Source organism: Caballeronia sp. Sq4a, assembly GCF_023170545.1.
Taxonomy (GTDB): domain Bacteria; phylum Pseudomonadota; class Gammaproteobacteria; order Burkholderiales; family Burkholderiaceae; genus Caballeronia.
Genome location: NZ_CP084250.1, coordinates 705340 through 722290, shown reverse-complemented (window position 1 = coordinate 722290; position 16951 = coordinate 705340). Strand labels below are relative to the sequence as shown.

At 64.4% G+C, this 16951-nt stretch carries 17 protein-coding genes and 1 tRNA gene; 7 read left to right on the top strand and 11 right to left on the bottom strand.

Features of this window, described 5'->3' with window-relative positions; genetic code table 11:
• Positions 1-89: 89 nt before the first annotated feature.
• The 5 genes from minE to map all read right to left on the bottom strand — a co-directional run bounded on the left by minE (position 90) and on the right by map (position 3646).
• Positions 90-344 carry a cell division topological specificity factor MinE gene (gene minE, locus LDZ24_RS03325; protein ID WP_106855712.1) on the bottom strand — a complete coding sequence of 85 codons (255 nt, stop codon included), beginning with the start codon at positions 342-344 and terminating at the stop codon, positions 90-92.
• A gap of 9 nt (positions 345-353) precedes the next feature.
• Positions 354-1169 carry a septum site-determining protein MinD gene (gene minD / locus LDZ24_RS03320; RefSeq protein WP_175939742.1) on the bottom strand — a complete coding sequence of 272 codons (816 nt, stop codon included), beginning with the start codon at positions 1167-1169 and terminating at the stop codon, positions 354-356.
• A gap of 78 nt (positions 1170-1247) precedes the next feature.
• Complete coding sequence (gene minC / locus LDZ24_RS03315; RefSeq protein ID WP_206467761.1) at positions 1248-2030, bottom strand: septum site-determining protein MinC; 783 nt, start codon at positions 2028-2030, stop codon at positions 1248-1250.
• Between the two features lie 117 nt (positions 2031-2147).
• On the bottom strand, positions 2148-2672 hold the full coding sequence (locus LDZ24_RS03310; protein WP_248321578.1) for a GNAT family N-acetyltransferase: 525 nt from the start codon (positions 2670-2672) through the stop codon (positions 2148-2150).
• Between the two features lie 191 nt (positions 2673-2863).
• Positions 2864-3646 (bottom strand): type I methionyl aminopeptidase, encoded by a 783-nt coding sequence (gene map, locus LDZ24_RS03305; protein WP_248322262.1) that lies wholly within the window; start codon positions 3644-3646, stop codon positions 2864-2866.
• Positions 3647-3971: 325 nt separating this feature from the next.
• Between map and LDZ24_RS03300 the strand changes: the two genes are divergently transcribed.
• Positions 3972-4217, top strand: a complete 246-nt coding sequence (locus tag LDZ24_RS03300) for a hypothetical protein (RefSeq protein ID WP_248321576.1) — start codon at positions 3972-3974, stop codon at positions 4215-4217.
• Positions 4218-4352: 135 nt separating this feature from the next.
• Here the strand turns inward: LDZ24_RS03300 and LDZ24_RS03295 are convergent.
• The 3 genes from LDZ24_RS03295 to LDZ24_RS03285 form a co-directional block, all read right to left on the bottom strand.
• A tRNA-Ser gene (locus tag LDZ24_RS03295) sits at positions 4353-4443 on the bottom strand.
• A gap of 110 nt (positions 4444-4553) precedes the next feature.
• Positions 4554-5849 (bottom strand): serine--tRNA ligase, encoded by a 1296-nt coding sequence (serS, locus tag LDZ24_RS03290; protein WP_248321575.1) that lies wholly within the window; start codon positions 5847-5849, stop codon positions 4554-4556.
• Between the two features lie 118 nt (positions 5850-5967).
• A complete protein-coding gene (locus LDZ24_RS03285; RefSeq protein WP_248321573.1) occupies positions 5968-7284 on the bottom strand; it encodes a replication-associated recombination protein A in 1317 nt (438 codons plus the stop codon).
• Between the two features lie 231 nt (positions 7285-7515).
• On the opposite strand from LDZ24_RS03285, the gene cytX reads away from it, so the two are divergent.
• On the top strand, positions 7516-8820 hold the full coding sequence (gene cytX / locus LDZ24_RS03280) for a putative hydroxymethylpyrimidine transporter CytX (protein WP_248321571.1): 1305 nt from the start codon (positions 7516-7518) through the stop codon (positions 8818-8820).
• A gap of 262 nt (positions 8821-9082) precedes the next feature.
• Here the strand turns inward: cytX and LDZ24_RS03275 are convergent, their stop codons facing one another.
• The 3 genes from LDZ24_RS03275 to LDZ24_RS03265 are packed head-to-tail and all read right to left on the bottom strand — an operon-like array spanning position 9083 to position 12758.
• Positions 9083-9670 (bottom strand): hypothetical protein, encoded by a 588-nt coding sequence (locus tag LDZ24_RS03275; RefSeq protein WP_248321570.1) that lies wholly within the window; start codon positions 9668-9670, stop codon positions 9083-9085.
• A 58-nt stretch (positions 9671-9728) separates the two neighbouring features.
• On the bottom strand, positions 9729-10400 hold the full coding sequence (gene lolA, locus LDZ24_RS03270; RefSeq protein WP_248321568.1) for an outer membrane lipoprotein chaperone LolA: 672 nt from the start codon (positions 10398-10400) through the stop codon (positions 9729-9731).
• A gap of 30 nt (positions 10401-10430) precedes the next feature.
• The gene (locus LDZ24_RS03265) at positions 10431-12758 is read right to left on the bottom strand and encodes a DNA translocase FtsK (protein ID WP_248321566.1); all 2328 of its coding nucleotides are present in this window, start codon (positions 12756-12758) and stop codon (positions 10431-10433) included.
• 345 nt (positions 12759-13103) lie between these two features.
• On the opposite strand from LDZ24_RS03265, the gene trxB reads away from it, so the two are divergent.
• From trxB to LDZ24_RS03240, 5 genes are all read left to right on the top strand, one after another.
• On the top strand, positions 13104-14111 hold the full coding sequence (trxB, locus tag LDZ24_RS03260; RefSeq protein WP_175939732.1) for a thioredoxin-disulfide reductase: 1008 nt from the start codon (positions 13104-13106) through the stop codon (positions 14109-14111).
• Between the two features lie 220 nt (positions 14112-14331).
• Positions 14332-15123 carry a Smr/MutS family protein gene (locus tag LDZ24_RS03255; protein ID WP_248321565.1) on the top strand — a complete coding sequence of 264 codons (792 nt, stop codon included), beginning with the start codon at positions 14332-14334 and terminating at the stop codon, positions 15121-15123.
• A 10-nt stretch (positions 15124-15133) separates the two neighbouring features.
• Positions 15134-15754 carry a trimeric intracellular cation channel family protein gene (locus LDZ24_RS03250; protein ID WP_175939730.1) on the top strand — a complete coding sequence of 207 codons (621 nt, stop codon included), beginning with the start codon at positions 15134-15136 and terminating at the stop codon, positions 15752-15754.
• A 115-nt stretch (positions 15755-15869) separates the two neighbouring features.
• Positions 15870-16523 (top strand): protein-L-isoaspartate O-methyltransferase, encoded by a 654-nt coding sequence (locus LDZ24_RS03245; protein WP_248321564.1) that lies wholly within the window; start codon positions 15870-15872, stop codon positions 16521-16523.
• Between the two features lie 82 nt (positions 16524-16605).
• A complete protein-coding gene (locus LDZ24_RS03240) occupies positions 16606-16929 on the top strand; it encodes a rhodanese-like domain-containing protein (protein WP_175939728.1) in 324 nt (107 codons plus the stop codon).
• Positions 16930-16951: the final 22 nt, after the last annotated feature.

Below are 16951 nucleotides of genomic sequence, written 5' to 3'. Positions count from 1 at the left end.
GCGCCAAAACAAAAAGCCAGGATCGCCCGATCCTGGCTTTTTCGTTTGCGAGTCCGCGACAGCAGGCGCCGCGCGGACCGATGGCGGCGCTAGGCCTGTGGAATCTCGATCTTGACTTCCAGCACTTCGAGATCGTCCTGACGTTCGAGGCTCACCCGAATATCGTCATCGGAAATCTTCACGTATTTCGAAATCACGGCAACGAGTTCTCGTTGCAACGCCGGCAGGTAATCGGCGGCGGCTTTGCCACCCGCGCGCTCGTGCGCAATGATCAACTGCAAGCGTTCCTTCGCGACCGAAGCGGACTTCTTCTTCTCGCCCAGCAAAAACGAAAGAATCGACATTGCGTCCCCTTACTTGGTGCCGAAGATGCGTTGCAGCAGACCAGGCTTTTGATAGTCGGTGAAACGCAGCGCCTTGTCCTCGCCGAGGAAACGCGACACCACGTCCTTGTAGGCTTCCGCGACATCCGTGCCGTCGAGATGCACGGCCGGCAAGCCCTGATTCGATGCATGCAGCACCGCTTCCGATTCCGGAATCACGCCGATCAGGTCGATGCGCAGGATCTCCTGAATGTCGTTGAGCGACAGCATCTCGCCTTCCGACACGCGCTTCGGGTTGTAGCGCGTGATGAGCAGGTGCTCCTTCACGGGCTCCTTGCCTTCCATCGCGCGCTTCGTCTTCGACGCGAGAATGCCGAGAATGCGGTCCGAGTCGCGCACGGAGGACACTTCCGGATTCGTCACGATGAGCGCCTCGTCGGCGAAATGCATGGCCATCAGCGCGCCCGATTCGATACCGGCCGGCGAATCGCACACGATGTACTCGAAGTCCATCTTGATGAGTTCGTTGATGACCTTCTCGACGCCTTCCAGCGTGAGCGCGTCCTTGTCACGAGTCTGAGACGCCGGAAGGATGTAGAGGTTCTCGCACTTCTTGTCCTTGATGAGCGCCTGATGCAGGTTCGCCTCGCCCTGGATCACGTTGATGAGGTCGTACACCACGCGGCGTTCGCAGCCCATGATGAGGTCGAGGTTGCGCAGACCGACGTCGAAGTCGATCACGGCCGTCTTGTGGCCGCGAATCGCGAGCGCCGATGCGAAACTCGCGCTCGTGGTCGTCTTGCCGACGCCGCCCTTCCCCGAAGTCACCACAATGATTTTTGCCATACAAGTACCTTGTGTTCGTCAAATGGGTCCGCCTGCGCTCCCTTCACGAGCGCGCGCCAACGCACCGGGCGCGCGGCTTCAGGTCAGCCGCAGCGGTTCGATCATGAGTTTTTCTTCGTCCAGCCAGATTTGCACGGGCTTGCTCGCCACGTCGGCGGGCAGCGGGTTCTCGGTCGTCCGGTAGATCCCCGCGATGGAGATCAGTTCCGGTTCGAGACAGGTGCAGAAGATGCGCGCGTCGAGATTGCCGTGCACGCCGGCGAGCGCGCGGCCCCGCAGCGGCGCATAGACGTGGATGTTGCCTTCCGCGATGACTTCCGCCCCGTACGACACGAGCCCGAGCACGATGAGATCGCCCTTCGCGTAGACCTGCTGCCCCGAGCGCAGCGGCCGGTCGATGATGGTCGCCGGTTGCGGAACGGCGGGCGGCGGTTCCTTGGCGACAGCCGCTTCGATGACGGCTGCGGCTTCGGTGTTGGGCTTGGCTTCGTCCACCGATGGCTTCGGCGCGCCGCGGCGATCGCGTGCTTCGAGAATCGGCAGGCCGCCCGCATTCGCCCATTGAATCGCCCACGTCTGCGCGGGCAGCGCGACGACGCCGACCGGCCGCATGCGCACGCTCTTGAGCAGCGCTTCGAGGTCCGCGAGCGAGATGCGTTCGCCTTCGCCGCCGTTGCCCGAAGCCGCGAGACGCCGCACGTCGATGGCGACGACATCGTTAGCAAAGAATTCGGGAGTCGCCTCGAAGCGCCGCGTGAGTTCGGTGCGCAGGGCATCGAGGTCTGGAGTCTTGACGACGAAGAGAAGCGTGTCGACGGAGCCGCTGCGCAGTTCGAAGAAGGGCGTTTTGTTGAGCGACATAGGAACGGCCAAAAATTTTGCGTATTTTACAGGCGTACACGCTCGCGGCCATAGTTTTTAAGACCGATTTGCAGCCGCTGGAAAGGAAGAACGCGCGACGAGATGCGCCCGAAAGTCTCAGGCGTCGTGCCCGGGCTTCACGTGACGCACGTAGAGCGATTCGGCTTCCTGCTCGCTCGGAGGCATGGCGCGGCGATCGCCCGTGGGACCGAAGCCGAGCCGTTCGTAGAAGCGCATTGCGGTGCGGTTTTCATCGGCGATCCACGCATGCACTTCGGATACGCCCTGCTCGGCGAGCCATTGCGACGCGACGTTCACGAGCAGTTCACCGCCGCGCAGATGACGCACGGCCGGCGCGACCCACAGCGCGCTCACGAACGCGCGCTTGTCGCCGCTCTCCTCGATGTACGCATGCACGAGCCCTGCGGGATGACCTTCGGTGTACAGCAGAAACGTCGCGAGCCGGGGCGAGGTGGCGTGCAGCGCGGCGGTCTGATCGAACGATGCGGGATCGACGAGCAGTGCATCTTCGAGCGTCTCGCCGAACGCATAGGGCGCTTCGCGCAGCGACGCCGTGCGAAGCTCGCGCAGAACCGAACCTTGTTGCGCGGCAATGCGGCTGACGGTCAGTGAGGGACTCATGCGGGCAATTATCTCTCTGGCTTTCTGGCTGTGCTTCGAACGCCTTGCGGCGGCTCGGACACATGGCCCATTCGCGTAGCTTCAACCGAACGGGCGAACCCGTCAATTCCTAAATCGTCGGAAAGTGCCTTACAGCGCACATCGTCTGCGCGGCGCGCGAGGCCGGCAGAGCTTGCGTCTCAAGGCGCCGCTCACGGCGTCTCATAACCGCCGGTGCCGTCCGGCCACGGCGTGAGCACCTCGTAGCCGTCGTCGGTGACGGCGATCATGTGCTCCCACTGCGCGGAGAGCGACCGGTCCTTGGTGGTCACCGTCCAGCCGTCGCGCGATTGCTGCGTGGCCGCGCGGCCCGCGTTGATCATCGGCTCGATGGTGAAGACGAGGCCCGGCTTCAGTCGCAGACCGGCGCCCTTCTGGCCGTAGTGCAGCACTTGCGGGTCCTCGTGATACACGCGCCCGATGCCGTGGCCGCAGTACTCCCGCACGACCGAAAAGCCTTCGCGATGCGCGACCGACTGAATCGCGAAGCCGATATCGCCGAGCGTCGCGCCGGGACGCACCTCGCGGATGCCTGCGAGCATCGCTTCGTAGGTCGACTCGGTGAGGCGACGCGCTTCCTTGCCGGGCGTGCCGGCGTAATACATGCGGCTCGTGTCGCCGAAGTAGCCGTCCTTGATGATGGCGACGTCGATGTTGATGATGTCGCCGTCTTTCAGTTCCTTCGGTCCCGGAATGCCGTGGCAGACCACGTGGTTCACCGACGTGCAGACGGTCTTCGGAAAGCCCATGTAGCCGACATTCGCCGGCACGGCCTTGAGTTCGTTGACGATGAACCGGTTGCAGATGGCGTCGAGTTCGTCCGTAGTGACGCCGGGGCGGACGTGTTCGGCGATCATCGCGAGGACTTCGGCGGCCATGCGGCCTGAGATGCGCAACTTTTCGATGTCGGCGGGGGTCTTGAGCGTGATGGCCATTGAGCGATGCGGATGGATTCGTGCCGCCTGCATGCGGGCGCCGGGCCGCCGTTCGCGAACGTTCGACGCGCGCCGCGCACGAGGACAATGAGGCCGATGATAGCATTCCCGCTTTCGTCGCCGGCTGCTTTCGGGCTGCATCTCTCGCCCGATCGCTGCCCTTGCGATGCGTCTTCGTCTGTGTTCAAGTGCGACGAATCGACTTTTCGTACGGAGCGTTATGAGCTTGTATCGCTTGAGTTTGGCTTGTGTGTTGGCGTCGGCTGCGGTGGCGCTCGCCGGGTGTGGATCAACGAGTGACCCGGAACTGCGGGCATCGAAACCTGTGATCTATGTGTCTTCGGCGCGCACGGCGTCGGATGTATCTAGCTGCCTTCAGCGCATGCTGCCGTCGGCGCAGATCACGCGCGATCAGGGCTCGACGGAGCTCCTTGTCGGGTCGAACGCGTGGCTCGTGACGCTGACGCCGTCGGGCTACGGGTCGATCGTCAAAGTGCAGCACGCCGCGTCGGACGACGGTGGCGTGCCCGAGCCGGAACTGCGCTTTGATGTGGCGCGCTGCGCGGTTTGAAGGCGCTTCAGACGATACGCGCGCCCGCCTGTTCGCCGGGCTGTTGAACGATGAACGCATGGCATCCATGCGTTCCAACGGCAGCCCCAAAAGGAAAAACCCCGCAAGCCTGACGACTTGCGGGGTTTTGAATTTTGGCGGAAAGGGTGGGATTCGAACCCACGGTACGGGGAAACCGTACGCCTGATTTCGAGTCAGGTACATTCGACCACTCTGCCACCTTTCCGTCTACCAGCTTGCTGCTGCCGGCCTTCGCTGAACGGGTCGTTGCTCAACGAAGAATCGAAGTATATCGAAGTCGCTAAAGGTTTCCAAGCACCTTTTTGCAAATAAACATCATGCAGCCGGCGCTTCAATCCGCTCCGCCCCGCCCATGTAGGGACGCAGCGCGGCCGGAATGGTCACCGAGCCGTCCGCATTCTGGAAGTTCTCCAGCACCGCGACGAGCGTACGGCCGACCGCGAGCCCCGAGCCGTTGAGCGTGTGCACGAACTCCGGCTTGTTCTGCGCGTTGCGAAAGCGCGCCTGCATGCGCCGCGCCTGGAATGCCTCGGTGTTCGAGCAGCTCGAGATCTCGCGATACGTGTTCTGCGCTGGCAGCCACACTTCCAGATCGAACGTCTTCGCTGCCGAAAAACCCATGTCGCCCGTGCAGAGCGTGATCACGCGATACGGCAGTTCGAGCCTCTGCAGAATGGCTTCGGCCTGTCCGACCATCTCGTCGAGCGCCGCGTACGAGTGTTCGGGCGCGACGACCTGCACCATCTCCACCTTGTCGAACTGATGCTGGCGAATGAGACCACGCGTATCGCGACCGTACGAACCCGCCTCCGAGCGGAAGCACGGCGAATGCGCCGTCAGCTTCACCGGCAGCGCGCTCGCTTCGAGAATGCTGTCGCGCACCGTATTCGTCAGCGAAATCTCGGACGTCGAAATGAGGTACTGCGTGACGGTGTTTTCGTCGCCGCCCTTCTCCACGCGGAACATGTCGTCGGCGAATTTCGGCAACTGGCCCGTGCCGTACAGAATCTCCGGATTCACGATGTACGGCGTGTACGCCTCGGTGTAGCCGTGCTGTTCCGTATGCGTGTCGATCATGAACTGCGCGAGCGCGCGATGCAGCCGCGCAATCGGCCCGCGCAGCAGTGTGAAGCGCGCGCCCGAGAGCTTCGCGCCGGTTTCGAAATCGAGTCCGAGCGGCGCGCCGACGTCCACGTGGTCCTTGACCTCGAAGTCGAACGCGCGCGGCGCGCCCCAGCGCCGCACTTCGACGTTGTGCGTCTCGTCCTGGCCGACGGGCACGCTTTCGTGCGGCAGGTTCGGCACCGTCAGCATGAGGTCCGACAGGCGCTTCTGGATGTCTTCGAGCTTCGCCGCCGATTCCTTCATCGTGTCGCCGATGCCGCTCACTTCCGCCATCACCGCCGACGTGTCCTCGCCGCGGCCCTTCATCGCGCCGATCTGCTTCGACAGGCTGTTGCGGCGCGCCTGCAGTTCTTCGGTGCGCGTCTGAATCTCGCGGCGCTCGGCTTCGAGCGCGGCGAAGGCGGCGACGTCGAGCGTGTAGCCTCGATCGGCGAGGCGCTTCGCGACGCCGTCCAGGTCTTTGCGGAGGAGTTGAATGTCGAGCATGGCGGGGCTGCGTTTGTTAAGTATTCGGAAACGCCGATTCTAGCGCACGGGCTCAGGCGTTCGCGGGCATCGCGGAATCGCTTCGCGAAATGCGCCTGGGGTCGCCGCGAAACGACGCTCAACGCTTCTTCGGGTCCGGATGCTCGCGGCGCCAGGCGTCGTCCAGTTCGGAAAGCCGCGCGAGCTTTTCGCCGATCTTGCCTTCGAGGCCGCGCGGCGTCGGCTGATACCAGTGCGGATCGCGCATGCCGTCCGGCAGATACGTTTCGCCCGCGGCGTACGCGTCCGGCTCGTCGTGCGCGTAGCGGTACTCGTGGCCGTAGCCGAGTTCTTTCATCAGCTTGGTCGGCGCGTTGCGCAGATGCACCGGCACGCCGCGCGACTGGTCCCGGCTGACAAACCGCCGCGCCTCGTTGTACGCGTTGTAGCCCGCGTTCGATTTCGGCGCGACGGCGAGATAAATGAGCGCCTGGGCGATGGCGAGTTCGCCCTCCGGCGTGCCGAGACGCTCGTACGTTTCTGCGGCGTCTAGCGCGATGCGCGCGCCGCGCGGATCGGCGAGCCCGATGTCCTCCCACGCCATGCGCACGATGCGCCGCACGAGATAGCGCGGGTCCGCGCCGCCGTCGAGCATGCGGCAGAACCAGTACAGCGCGGCGTCCGGATTGCTGCCGCGCACCGACTTGTGCAGCGCGCTGATCTGGTCGTAGAACGCGTCGCCGCCCTTGTCGAACCGGCGCAGATTTTCGGCGAGCGCGCTGCCGAGCAACGCGCCGTCCACCTCGGTCTTCTTCTGCTGCGCCGCCGCCCGCGCGACGATCTCCAGATTGTTCAGCAGTTTGCGGCCGTCGCCGTCGGCCGAACCGACCAGCGCCTCGCGCGCTTCGTCCGTGAACGTCAGTCCGCCGAGCTCGGCCGTTGCCCGTTCGAGCAGTTCCTTGAGCTCGTCGGCATCGAGACTCTTCAGCACATACACGGCCGCGCGCGACAACAACGCGCTGTTCACTTCGAACGACGGATTTTCCGTCGTCGCGCCGACGAACACGAAAAGTCCGGACTCGACATGCGGCAAGAACGCATCCTGCTGGCTCTTGTTGAAGCGATGCACCTCGTCGACGAACACGAGCGTCTGCCGCCCGTTCGCGCGATGGATCTGCGCCGTCTCGACGGCCTCGCGGATGTCCTTCACGCCGGAGAGCACCGCCGACAGCGAGATGAACTCGGCGTCGAAGGCCGCTGCCATCAAGCGCGCGAGCGTGGTCTTGCCGACGCCGGGCGGGCCCCACAGAATCATCGAGTGCGCCTCGCCCGACTCGAACGCGACGCGCAGCGGCTTGCTCGGCCCGAGCAGATGCTTCTGCCCGATGACTTCGTCGATGGTGCGGGGACGCAGACGCTCCGCGAGCGGAACGGTGCCACGGTTTTCTTCGAACATGTGCTGTGGACGCAATTTCAGGCGATTGAAGCAAATGGATGCGGGCTCTCGCGCAGAATCCGCAGGCGGCGATAATGTTGCGCTTTTTACCGGGCGCTTGGCATCGGCCGTTCGGCCTAGTTTTCAAGCCGGACGACGGCAGGCACAATCGCGCACGATTCGGGTGATTATGACAGCCGCGCGCCGGGCGCGACCGGCGCCGCTCCAACCGACTTTCATAGGAACTACTCGATGCAGCAAGAGAACACCTCCACCTACGCGCCGCTCGTGCCGGTGCCCTCCGAGCGCCGCGCCTTCGGCATGAGCGACGCCTTCGCGCTGTGGTTCTCGCTCGGCATCGGCTTGCTCGTCGCGCAGGCGGGCGCGTTGCTGGTGCCGGGCCTTTCGCTGCCGCACGCGCTCGCCGCGATCGCCATCGGCACGGTGATCGGCGTCGTGCTGCTGGCGCTCGCGGGCGTGGTCGGCACAGATACCGGGCTCGCGGCCATGTCCTCGCTGCGCCCGACGCTCGGCGTGCGCGGCGCGTCGGTGCCCGCCGTGCTCAATGCGGTGCAACTGGTCGGCTGGGGATCGTTCGAGATCATCGTGATGCGCGATTCCGCCGACGCGCTCGCCAAACAATCCTTCCATCTCTCGATGCCGCTCGTCTGGACGCTTCTCTTCGGCGCGCTCGCGACGCTGCTCGCGGTGAGCGGACCGCTCTCGTTCGTGCGGCGCTTCTTGCGCACATGGGGCATCTGGCTGCTGCTCGGCGGGGCCGGCTGGCTGACGTGGAATCTGCTGTCGAAGCACGATCTCGCCGCGCTGATGGCGCGCCCCGGCACCGGCGAATTGGCGTTCGGCGCGGGCATCGACCTCGTGGTGGCGATGCCGCTGTCGTGGCTGCCGCTCATCGCCGATTACACGCGTTTCGGCCGCAGCGCGAGCGGCACGTTTCGCGGGACGCTGCTCGGCTACGGCATCGCGAATCTGTGGTTCTATGCGCTCGGCGCGGTGTATGGGCTAGCTGCGGGCGGCGGCGACACGCTGCTGACCGTCGCGCTCGCGCAGGCGGGCGGCGGCATTGCGCTACTGCTGATTCTGATCGATGAAATCGACAACGCCTTCGCCGACATCCACTCGGCGGCCGTGTCCACCGGCACGTTCTGGGCGCGCGCGAGCGTGCCGATGCTGTCGGCGGCGTTCGGCGCGCTGTGCACGCTGGTCGCGCTCGTCGTGGCGATGGGCAAGTATCAGAACTTCCTGCTCTTGATCGGCTCGGTGTTCGCGCCGCTTTTCGGCGTCGTGCTGGCGGATCACTTCATCGTGCGAAAGCGCCGCGTGGATGCTGCCGCGGTCGGCCGCCTCGACGGACGCTACGGCTACTCGGGCGGCTGGCATGTGAGCGCGTTCATCGCGTGGGCGGTCGGCATCGCGGCCTATCACGCGATCAACGCTTGGCTGCCGAATCTCGGCGCGACGCTGCCGGCGCTCGCGCTCGGCGCAGTGTGCTATCTGCTGCTGGTGTCGACGCGGCGGGCTGCGGTCGCCTCGTGACCGCAACGGCAGCGCGCGCGGATTCGGCTCGCAAATCAACGCCCTAGGCGACTTGTCAGGCGCTTTTCCACAGGGCGCTGCACAGAAGTTGTGGAGAAGTGCTTGGGGCGCGCTGTGATTTCCATTGGCGGCGCTGCATCCCAAGCGCTGTCGCATCGCGTTAGAGAAGTGTCGTCGACGCCTTCATCGCTTGTCGCATTTGCAGCTTGTTAGCAGTCAAAACTATCCGTCATCTGCCCAGACAACACGCATCGCACATTTTTCAACCGCGCAAGCGAAAAGTCATTGTCGAATCGATCGGACTCCTCTTATTATCGTCTGACGCATTGAAGGATCGAGTAAGACCGTATCCGCCGATGCGCGCGGTATCGAACCGCGACAACACGACCAATAAGGGGAACACGATGAACAACATGACGCTGCGCAGAACGGGAAGCTGGCGAATTGCAATGGCAGGCGTGGCCGCCTGTTTCGCCATGTCGGCGAACGCGTACACCATGCCGGGCGGCACGATCACGTTCCGAGGCGCGCTTGTCTCGCCACCTTTAGCGGTATCGGCAACATCGGCAGGACCAGGCATGCACGCAGGCGCATCGACCACGCTGAGGCAAGACGGAGGAACAGCCACCGTCGCGTTCGACGCTTTTCCGAACAGCACGCCGAACGCCGTGGTTTCGCTGATGGTCGACAACCATCGTGCGAAAACGGATGCCCTGGTCGCGGATTTCGTCGACGGCAACGGCCATCGCATCCCGGCAGCGAGCGACGGTGCATTCCGCGTCGGCGCTTCGGGCGGACTGTTGTCGATGCAAAACAGATCGCCGTCCGCGATGCGCGTGACGCTCGTCACGGAATATCGCTAGACGTGCCACAAGCGACGCGCGGCTCCGAAGAGCCGCGCCGCGACATCATCCGTTGATGACGTCTGCGCCTTTCGGCACGTTGAACTTGAAGGTGTCGGCCTTGACCGGCGGGTTCTTCTGGATGTTCGAGAACGTGAGGAGGGTCACGTTGCCGAATACGTCATGCAGTTCCATCGCTTCGAGATTGCCATCCTTGAAGCCGATGCCGACCGTCTGGAACTGCGTGTCCTTCGCCTTCGGCGTCAGTTCGAGCCAGTCGATGCCGCCCTTCACGCCGGCATCGCGCAACGTGAAGTTCTTCTCCAGATCGTTGCTGCCGAAGAGAATGGCCGCCGGGCTCGCGCCTAGCGCGCCGCCGAGATTGCGCACCGTCACCTGGTTCAGGTCTTTGTCGTAGACGTAGAGCTTGTCGCCGTCGGCCTGCAACAACTGCGAATACGGCTTTTGGTAGGACCAGATAAACTTGCCGGGCCGCGCGAACATGAACGTGCCGCTCGATGTCGCGCCCTTGGTCGGCGTCGTGGTGCTGCTTGCGCCGTTGTTGGCCTTGCCGGGCGCCTTTACTTCCTGCTGCGTGAAGTCGCCGCGCGCCGCGTGAACCTGCGACACGAACATCTTCAACTGCTCGGTGCCGCTTGCGAATGCGTGCGACGCAAACAACATCGACGCCGACAGCAGCGCCGCGCCGAATGCCTTCTTCCCCGTGTACTGCTTCATGCTGTTGTTCTCCTTCCGTAGCCGCCCGCGCTATTCCGACTCGCGCGCGGGCGTGAGGATCTCGCGGTTGCCGTTTGACGACATGGCGGACACGAGACCCGAATTCTCCATCTGTTCCAAAAGCCGCGCGGCGCGGTTATAGCCGATGCGCAAGTGCCGCTGCACGAGCGAAATCGACGCGCGCCGGTTCTTGATCACGACCTCGACCGCCTGATCGTACAAAGGATCGGACTCGCCATCGGTCGAGCCGGTTGCGCCCGTGCCCGCCGCGCCTTCGTCGCCCTCGCCCGCCAGCCCGCCTTCGAGAATGCCTTCGATGTAATTCGGCTCGCCGTGCTCCTTCAGCTTGTCGACCACGCGATGCACTTCCTCGTCCGACACGAACGCGCCGTGCACGCGCACCGGCAGGCCCGAACCCGGCGGCAGATAAAGCATGTCGCCCATGCCGAGCAGCGACTCCGCGCCCTGCTGATCGAGAATCGTGCGCGAGTCGATCTTCGACGACACCTGGAACGCCATGCGCGTCGGCACGTTCGCCTTGATGAGGCCGGTGATCACGTCCACCGACGGGCGCTGCGTCGCGAGAATCAGATGGATTCCCGCCGCCCGCGCCTTTTGCGCGATACGCGCGATCAGTTCTTCCACCTTCTTGCCGACGACCATCATCAGATCGGCGAGTTCGTCGATCACCACGACGATATTCGGCAGGCGCGTGAGCGGCTCGGGATCGTCGGGCGTGAGGCTGAACGGATTCGGGATCTTCTCGTCGCGCTTCTTCGCCTCGTCAATCTTCGAGTTGAAGCTCGCGAGATTGCGCACGCCCATCTTGCTCATCAGCTTGTAGCGGCGCTCCATCTCGGCGACGGCCCAGTTCAGCGCGTGACCGGCCTGCCGCATGTCGGTGACGACCGGGCACAGCAGATGAGGAATGCCTTCGTAGACGCTCATTTCGAGCATCTTCGGATCGATCAGAATGAGGCGCACCTGCTCCGCGCTCGCCTTGTAGAGCAGCGAGAGGATCATCGCGTTGATGCCGACCGACTTGCCCGAGCCCGTCGTGCCCGCGACGAGCAAGTGCGGCATTTTCGCGAGGTCGGCGCACACCGGATTGCCGCCGATGTCCTTGCCGAGGCCCATCGTGAGCGGCGAGGCCGCCGCCGCGTAGACTTCGGAACCGAGAATTTCGGAGAGCTTGACCGTCTGCCGGCGCTGATTCGGCAATTCCAGCGCCATGTAATTCTTGCCCGGAATCGTTTCGACCACGCGAATCGACACGAGCGACAGCGAGCGTGCCAGATCCTTCGCGAGTCCGACGATCTGGCTGCCCTTCACGCCCGTCGCCGGCTCGATCTCATATCGCGTCACGACCGGCCCCGGATACGCGGCGACCACGCTCACCTCGACGCCGAAGTCCTTCAGCTTCTTTTCGATGAGACGCGAGGTGTATTCGAGCGTATCCGCGGCGATGGTTTCCTGCGTCTTCGGCGGCGGATCAAGCAACGCGATGGCCGGCAACGTGGAATCGCCCGGCAGATCGGCGAAAAGCGGCACCTGCTTTTCCTTCTCGACGCGCTCCGAGCGCGGCGGCGTGGCGACCGGCGGCACGATCACGATCGGCTCGTGATCCTCGCTCTTCACGCGCGATCGCACGACCTTGCCTTCGCGCTTGGATGCGGCTTCTTCGCCGAGCTTGCGGTCGCGGCCCGCTTCGCGGCGCAGTTGCGCGCCGGTGATCGCGTTCAGAATGCCCTCGCCGACCTTCTCGCACACGGAAAGCCACGAGAACCGGAAATACAGCGAGAGACCGATGGCGAGCGCAATCAGCAGAAACAGCGTCGCGCCCGTGAAGCCGAGCGCATGCGACACATGACGCGCGATCATGTCGCCGACCACGCCGCCCGGCGCGCGTGGCAGCGGCACCTTGAGCGACCACATGCGCAGCGCCTCGATGCCGTCAGTTGCGAGCAAGACGAGCACGAACGCGAACGCTTCAGCAAGCCAGGTACGGTCGCGCGGCGCGTTTTCATCGTCCGACGATGATTGCGCCGCCGGCTCCGCGATGCGCCGGTAATTCGCGACGATGCGCCGCCCGAGCAGCACGACGAGCCAGTACGACGACAGCCCGAACACGAGCAGCAGAATGTCCGACGTGTACGCGCCAACGCGCCCGGCCCAGTTGGAAATGTGATCGACGCTCACCGCGTGCGTCCAGCTCGGATCTTTCCGGCTGTACGAAATGAGCGCCATGACGAGGAAGAGCCCGAGGGCGACCTGGAGAATCCAGCGAATCTCGGTGAAGAGCCGCGACATGCGGTGCGGCAACGCCTGCGGGCTCGCGGAATAGGATGCTTTGGCCATTGATTCGGTGTCGCTTGTCGCGGCCTTCGTCAGTTAGATCGGGGCCGCATGAACGGTGACCTATTGTAAACGCTGCATTGCGGTGAAAGGCGCAAAAACGGCCGCGTTCTTGCAACCTGTAACACTCCTCACATGCCGTTCATCGCCCGTTTCTGCGTGAAATCTGCGACGCGCGCCTATCAAAGCGATTGAAAGGTTCACTCGGAACGCTTTCGCAGCGGCCTTTATAATCGAGGTTTCGCATCCAACTACGGGTCATCGGCCGGCACGCATCGGGTGCCGAACTTGCTGCGCGAAGCAGAGCGCATGCACTGCCGATCCGACCATCCATAACGGACCACCATCATGTCATCACCGCAACCCGCGCCCAAACACGCCAAAGTGCTGATTCTCGGTTCCGGCCCCGCCGGCTATTCCGCCGCCGTCTATGCGGCCCGGGCGAATCTGGCGCCGCTGCTCGTCACCGGCCTCGCGCAAGGCGGCCAGCTGATGACCACCACCGACGTCGAAAACTGGCCGGGCGATCCTTCGGGCGTGCAGGGTCCGGAACTGATGCAGCGCATGGAAGAGCACGCGCGCCGGTTCAACACCGAAATCGTCTTCGACCACATCCACACCGCGAAGCTCAACGAGCGGCCGCTGCGTCTCATCGGCGATGCTGGCGAATACACGTGCGATTCGCTCATCATCGCGACGGGCGCATCGGCGCAATATCTCGGCAATCCGTCGGAACAGGCGTTCATGGGCAAGGGCGTGTCGGCCTGCGCGACCTGCGACGGCTTTTTCTATCGCAACGGCGAAGTCGCGGTGATCGGCGGCGGCAACACGGCCGTCGAAGAGGCGCTGTATCTGTCGGGCATCGCGAAGAAGGTGACGGTCATTCACCGCCGGGACAAGTTCCGCGCTGAGCCGATCCTGATCGACCGCCTGCTCGCGAAGGAAAAGGAAGGCGTCGTCGACATCAAGTGGAATCACGTGCTCGACGAAGTGACCGGCGACGAATCAGGCGTCACGGGCCTGCGCGTCAAGCACACGCAGACCGGCGAAACCACGGACATTCCGCTGCAAGGCGTGTTCGTCGCGATCGGCCACAAGCCGAACACCGAACTGTTCGCGGGTCAGGTGGAAATGAAGAACGGCTACATCATCACCAAGGGCGGCACGAGCGGCAACGCGACGGCAACCAGCATCCCCGGCGTGTTCGCCGCCGGCGACGTGCAGGACCACATCTACCGCCAGGCCATCACCAGCGCGGGAACGGGCTGCATGGCCGCGCTCGACGCGCAGCGTTATCTCGAAGCCATCGACGAAACCCCGACGCCGCACTCGATGAGCCACGAAAAGGATCGGTAAGCACGAGGGCGCGGCGCGCCTTCACCCTTGACGACCCATTTCGTCGAAAAACGGGCCCCGGTTCGCGCCGCCGGCCCGTTTTTTGTTTCCAGCATTGTCGAAGGCTGTTTCCCGCCGGCGCATTCGGCGACGACCGCGCCCGTGGCACAATCGGCGCGCTGCGTCGGATCGCCGTCTTCCGTCCGCCGCTGCCCGCGCAGCCGTACTCTGTGGCCGAACGATGCCGAAAAATCATCCTCACCCGAACGAACCGAAGCCTCGCCGTCCGCAGACGCCGCGCGCGGCCGCTGTCGAAAAGCCGCCGGCCGCCGATCCGCGCGATGTCAAGGACGCAGTCAAGCGCGACGGGCTCGCGGGCCTCGCCGCGCTGAAGGACGCGCTGAAGTCGGACGCCGACCAGCGCGCCGCCGAACGCGCCGCAGCGGTGCTTGCCGAGCGCGAAGCGGCCGCGCACGCGGACGAGTTTCGCCGCTCCATCGGCCAGATCGAGCCGCTCAAGACGCCGCCGCGCATGACCGTGACGCGCGTGCCCCCGCCGCCGCTTCCGCTGCAAAGCCGCCGCGACGAGGAAGCGGTGTTGCAGGAGGCGCTCTCCGACGAGTACGACCCGGAAAGCCTGCTCGATATCGACGAGACGCTTTCCTACTGCCGGCCGGGCATCAGCCAGGAAGTCGTGAAGAAGCTGCGGCGCGGCGCGTGGATCGTTCAGGCGCAACTCGATCTGCACGGCATGCGGCGCGAAGAAGCGCGCGAGGCGCTCGCGGAGTTCATCCGCGAATCGGTGAAGCGCGGCCTGCGCTGCCTGCGCGTGATTCACGGCAAGGGGCTCGGCTCCATCGGCAAGGAACCGATCCTCAAAGGCAAAGTGCGCGCGTGGCTCACGCAAAAGGCGGAAGTGATTGCCTTCTGTCAGGCGCGTCCGCACGACGGCGGCGCGGGCGCCGTGCTCGTCCTGTTGCAGCCGGGCGGCACGCCGCGGCATCACAATCATCCCCAAGACAAGACCCGCTGACCGAACGACCGTGCATCCGAGACTCACCCTCGCCATTTCCATCATGGAGGCGTTCGCGATCTTCGCGTATGCGCTCTCCGGCCTCATCGAAGCGAGAAAGCGGCGGCTCGACGCCGTGGGCGCCTTTCTCGTCGCGCTCGCCACTGCATTCGGCGGCGGCACGGTGCGCGACGTGCTGCTCTCGCGCCGCCCGTTCTACTGGGTCGAGCATCAGGATTACGTGCTCGCGATCTTCGCGATGGCGATCTTCGCGCCGCTTTTTCTGCGCCTGACTTCGCGCCTGTTCGACCAGCGCGCGCTCCTCGTCACCGATGCGATCGGGCTCGGCCTCTTCAGCGTGTCGGGCACGTCCATCGCGCTCGATGCGCAGATGCCCGCGTTCACCGCAACGATGATGGGCGTCACGACCGGCGTCTTCGGCGGCATCATGCGCGACGTGCTGTGCAACGAGATTCCGCTGATTCTGCGCGATTCGCGGCCCTACGCGGTGTGCGCGTTCGCGGGCTGCTGGATCTATCTCGGCCTCGCGCAACTGGACGTCGACACCATCTACAACGTGCTGCTTTCGACGGCGTTCATCCTCGTCGCGCGGCTCGCCACGTTCAAGCTGGACATTCGCCTGCCGCATTAGGGCGGGCGGGAAAACCCGTCCGTTTGCTACAATCGCGAAGTCAATCCGCCCCGTCCGGCCGCTCGCGCCGGTGCTTCGGGGCACCGGTTTCCTGTCGTCAACACGCACACAGAACATGAACATCGAGCAAGCGCGTTTCAACATGATCGAGCAACAGATTCGTCCCTGGGATGTGCTGGACCTGGACGTGCTCAACCTGCTGTCGATCGTCAAGCGCGAGAACTACGTTCCCGCCGCCTATCGCAACATCGCTTTCGCGGACCTCGAAATCCCGCTGCCGGGCGGCGAGCGCATGCTGGCCCCGAAGATCGAAGCGCGCATCCTGCAGGAACTGACGGTGCACAAGGGCGAGACGGTGCTCGAAATCGGCGCGGGCTCGGGCTACATGGCCGCGCTCCTCGCGCATCGCGGCCGCAGCGTGACGACCGTCGAAATCTCACCGGAACTGGCCGAATTCGCGAAGCAGAATCTCGCGGCCAATGGCGTGACGAATGCTGAAGTAGTCGTCGGCGACGGCGCGCGCGGCTGGGACCAGGGCGCGCCGTTCGACGTGATTTGCGTGTCGGGCGGCCTGCCCGTGATGCCGCAGGAATTTCTGGAACTGCTGAACATCGGCGGGCGCATCGCGGCCTTCGTCGGTACGGCGCCGGTGATGGAAGCGCAGATCATCACGCGCATCGACGAGAAGCAGTTCCGCGTGTCGGCCGTGTTCGAGACTTTCGTCGCGCCGCTGAAGAATGCGCTGCATCCGCCCGCGTTCAAGTTCTGAGCGTTCCACTTTCGCCGCCGGGCCGCCGGGCTTTCCCGCGCCCGGCGTCCGCTTCGCCCCCATCTTCCGCGCCCGATATTCCATGCAAAACCTGACCGCATCCGAACTCGCCGCGTGGCTCGCGGATTCTTCCCGCCCCGCTCCCGTTTTGCTCGACGTGCGCGAGCCGTGGGAACTGCAAACCGCGAAGATGGAGAACGTCGTGTCCATTCCGATGCGCGACATTCCCGCGCGCAGCGAGGAACTGGAAGACGACGCGCAGATCGTCTGCATCTGCCATCACGGCGCGCGCAGCGCCCAGGTCGGCATGTTCCTCGAATCGCGCGGCTTCACGAATATCTTCAATCTGTACGGCGGCATCGACGCGTGGTCGCGTCAGGTGGATCCTTCCGTTCCGACGTATTGATTTCTGCGGGCGCGCTCGCCCG

What these genes read in the sequence shown, in the direction of transcription:
- minE (WP_106855712.1), bottom strand. Translation starts at nt 344, where the DNA reads ATGTCGATTCTTTCGTTTTTGCTGGGCGAGAAGAAGAAGTCCGCTTCG.
- minD (WP_175939742.1), bottom strand. Translation starts at nt 1,169, where the DNA reads ATGGCAAAAATCATTGTGGTGACTTCGGGGAAGGGCGGCGTCGGCAAG.
- minC (WP_206467761.1), bottom strand. Translation starts at nt 2,030, where the DNA reads ATGTCGCTCAACAAAACGCCCTTCTTCGAACTGCGCAGCGGCTCCGTC.
- LDZ24_RS03310 (WP_248321578.1), bottom strand. Translation starts at nt 2,672, where the DNA reads ATGAGTCCCTCACTGACCGTCAGCCGCATTGCCGCGCAACAAGGTTCG.
- map (WP_248322262.1), bottom strand. Translation starts at nt 3,646, where the DNA reads ATGGCCATCACGCTCAAGACCCCCGCCGACATCGAAAAGTTGCGCATC.
- serS (WP_248321575.1), bottom strand. Translation starts at nt 5,849, where the DNA reads ATGCTCGACATTCAACTCCTCCGCAAAGACCTGGACGGCGTCGCGAAG.
- LDZ24_RS03285 (WP_248321573.1), bottom strand. Translation starts at nt 7,284, where the DNA reads ATGTTCGAAGAAAACCGTGGCACCGTTCCGCTCGCGGAGCGTCTGCGT.
- cytX (WP_248321571.1), top strand. Translation starts at nt 7,516, where the DNA reads ATGCAGCAAGAGAACACCTCCACCTACGCGCCGCTCGTGCCGGTGCCC.
- lolA (WP_248321568.1), bottom strand. Translation starts at nt 10,400, where the DNA reads ATGAAGCAGTACACGGGGAAGAAGGCATTCGGCGCGGCGCTGCTGTCG.
- LDZ24_RS03265 (WP_248321566.1), bottom strand. Translation starts at nt 12,758, where the DNA reads ATGGCCAAAGCATCCTATTCCGCGAGCCCGCAGGCGTTGCCGCACCGC.
- trxB (WP_175939732.1), top strand. Translation starts at nt 13,104, where the DNA reads ATGTCATCACCGCAACCCGCGCCCAAACACGCCAAAGTGCTGATTCTC.
- LDZ24_RS03255 (WP_248321565.1), top strand. Translation starts at nt 14,332, where the DNA reads ATGCCGAAAAATCATCCTCACCCGAACGAACCGAAGCCTCGCCGTCCG.
- LDZ24_RS03245 (WP_248321564.1), top strand. Translation starts at nt 15,870, where the DNA reads ATGAACATCGAGCAAGCGCGTTTCAACATGATCGAGCAACAGATTCGT.
- LDZ24_RS03240 (WP_175939728.1), top strand. Translation starts at nt 16,606, where the DNA reads ATGCAAAACCTGACCGCATCCGAACTCGCCGCGTGGCTCGCGGATTCT.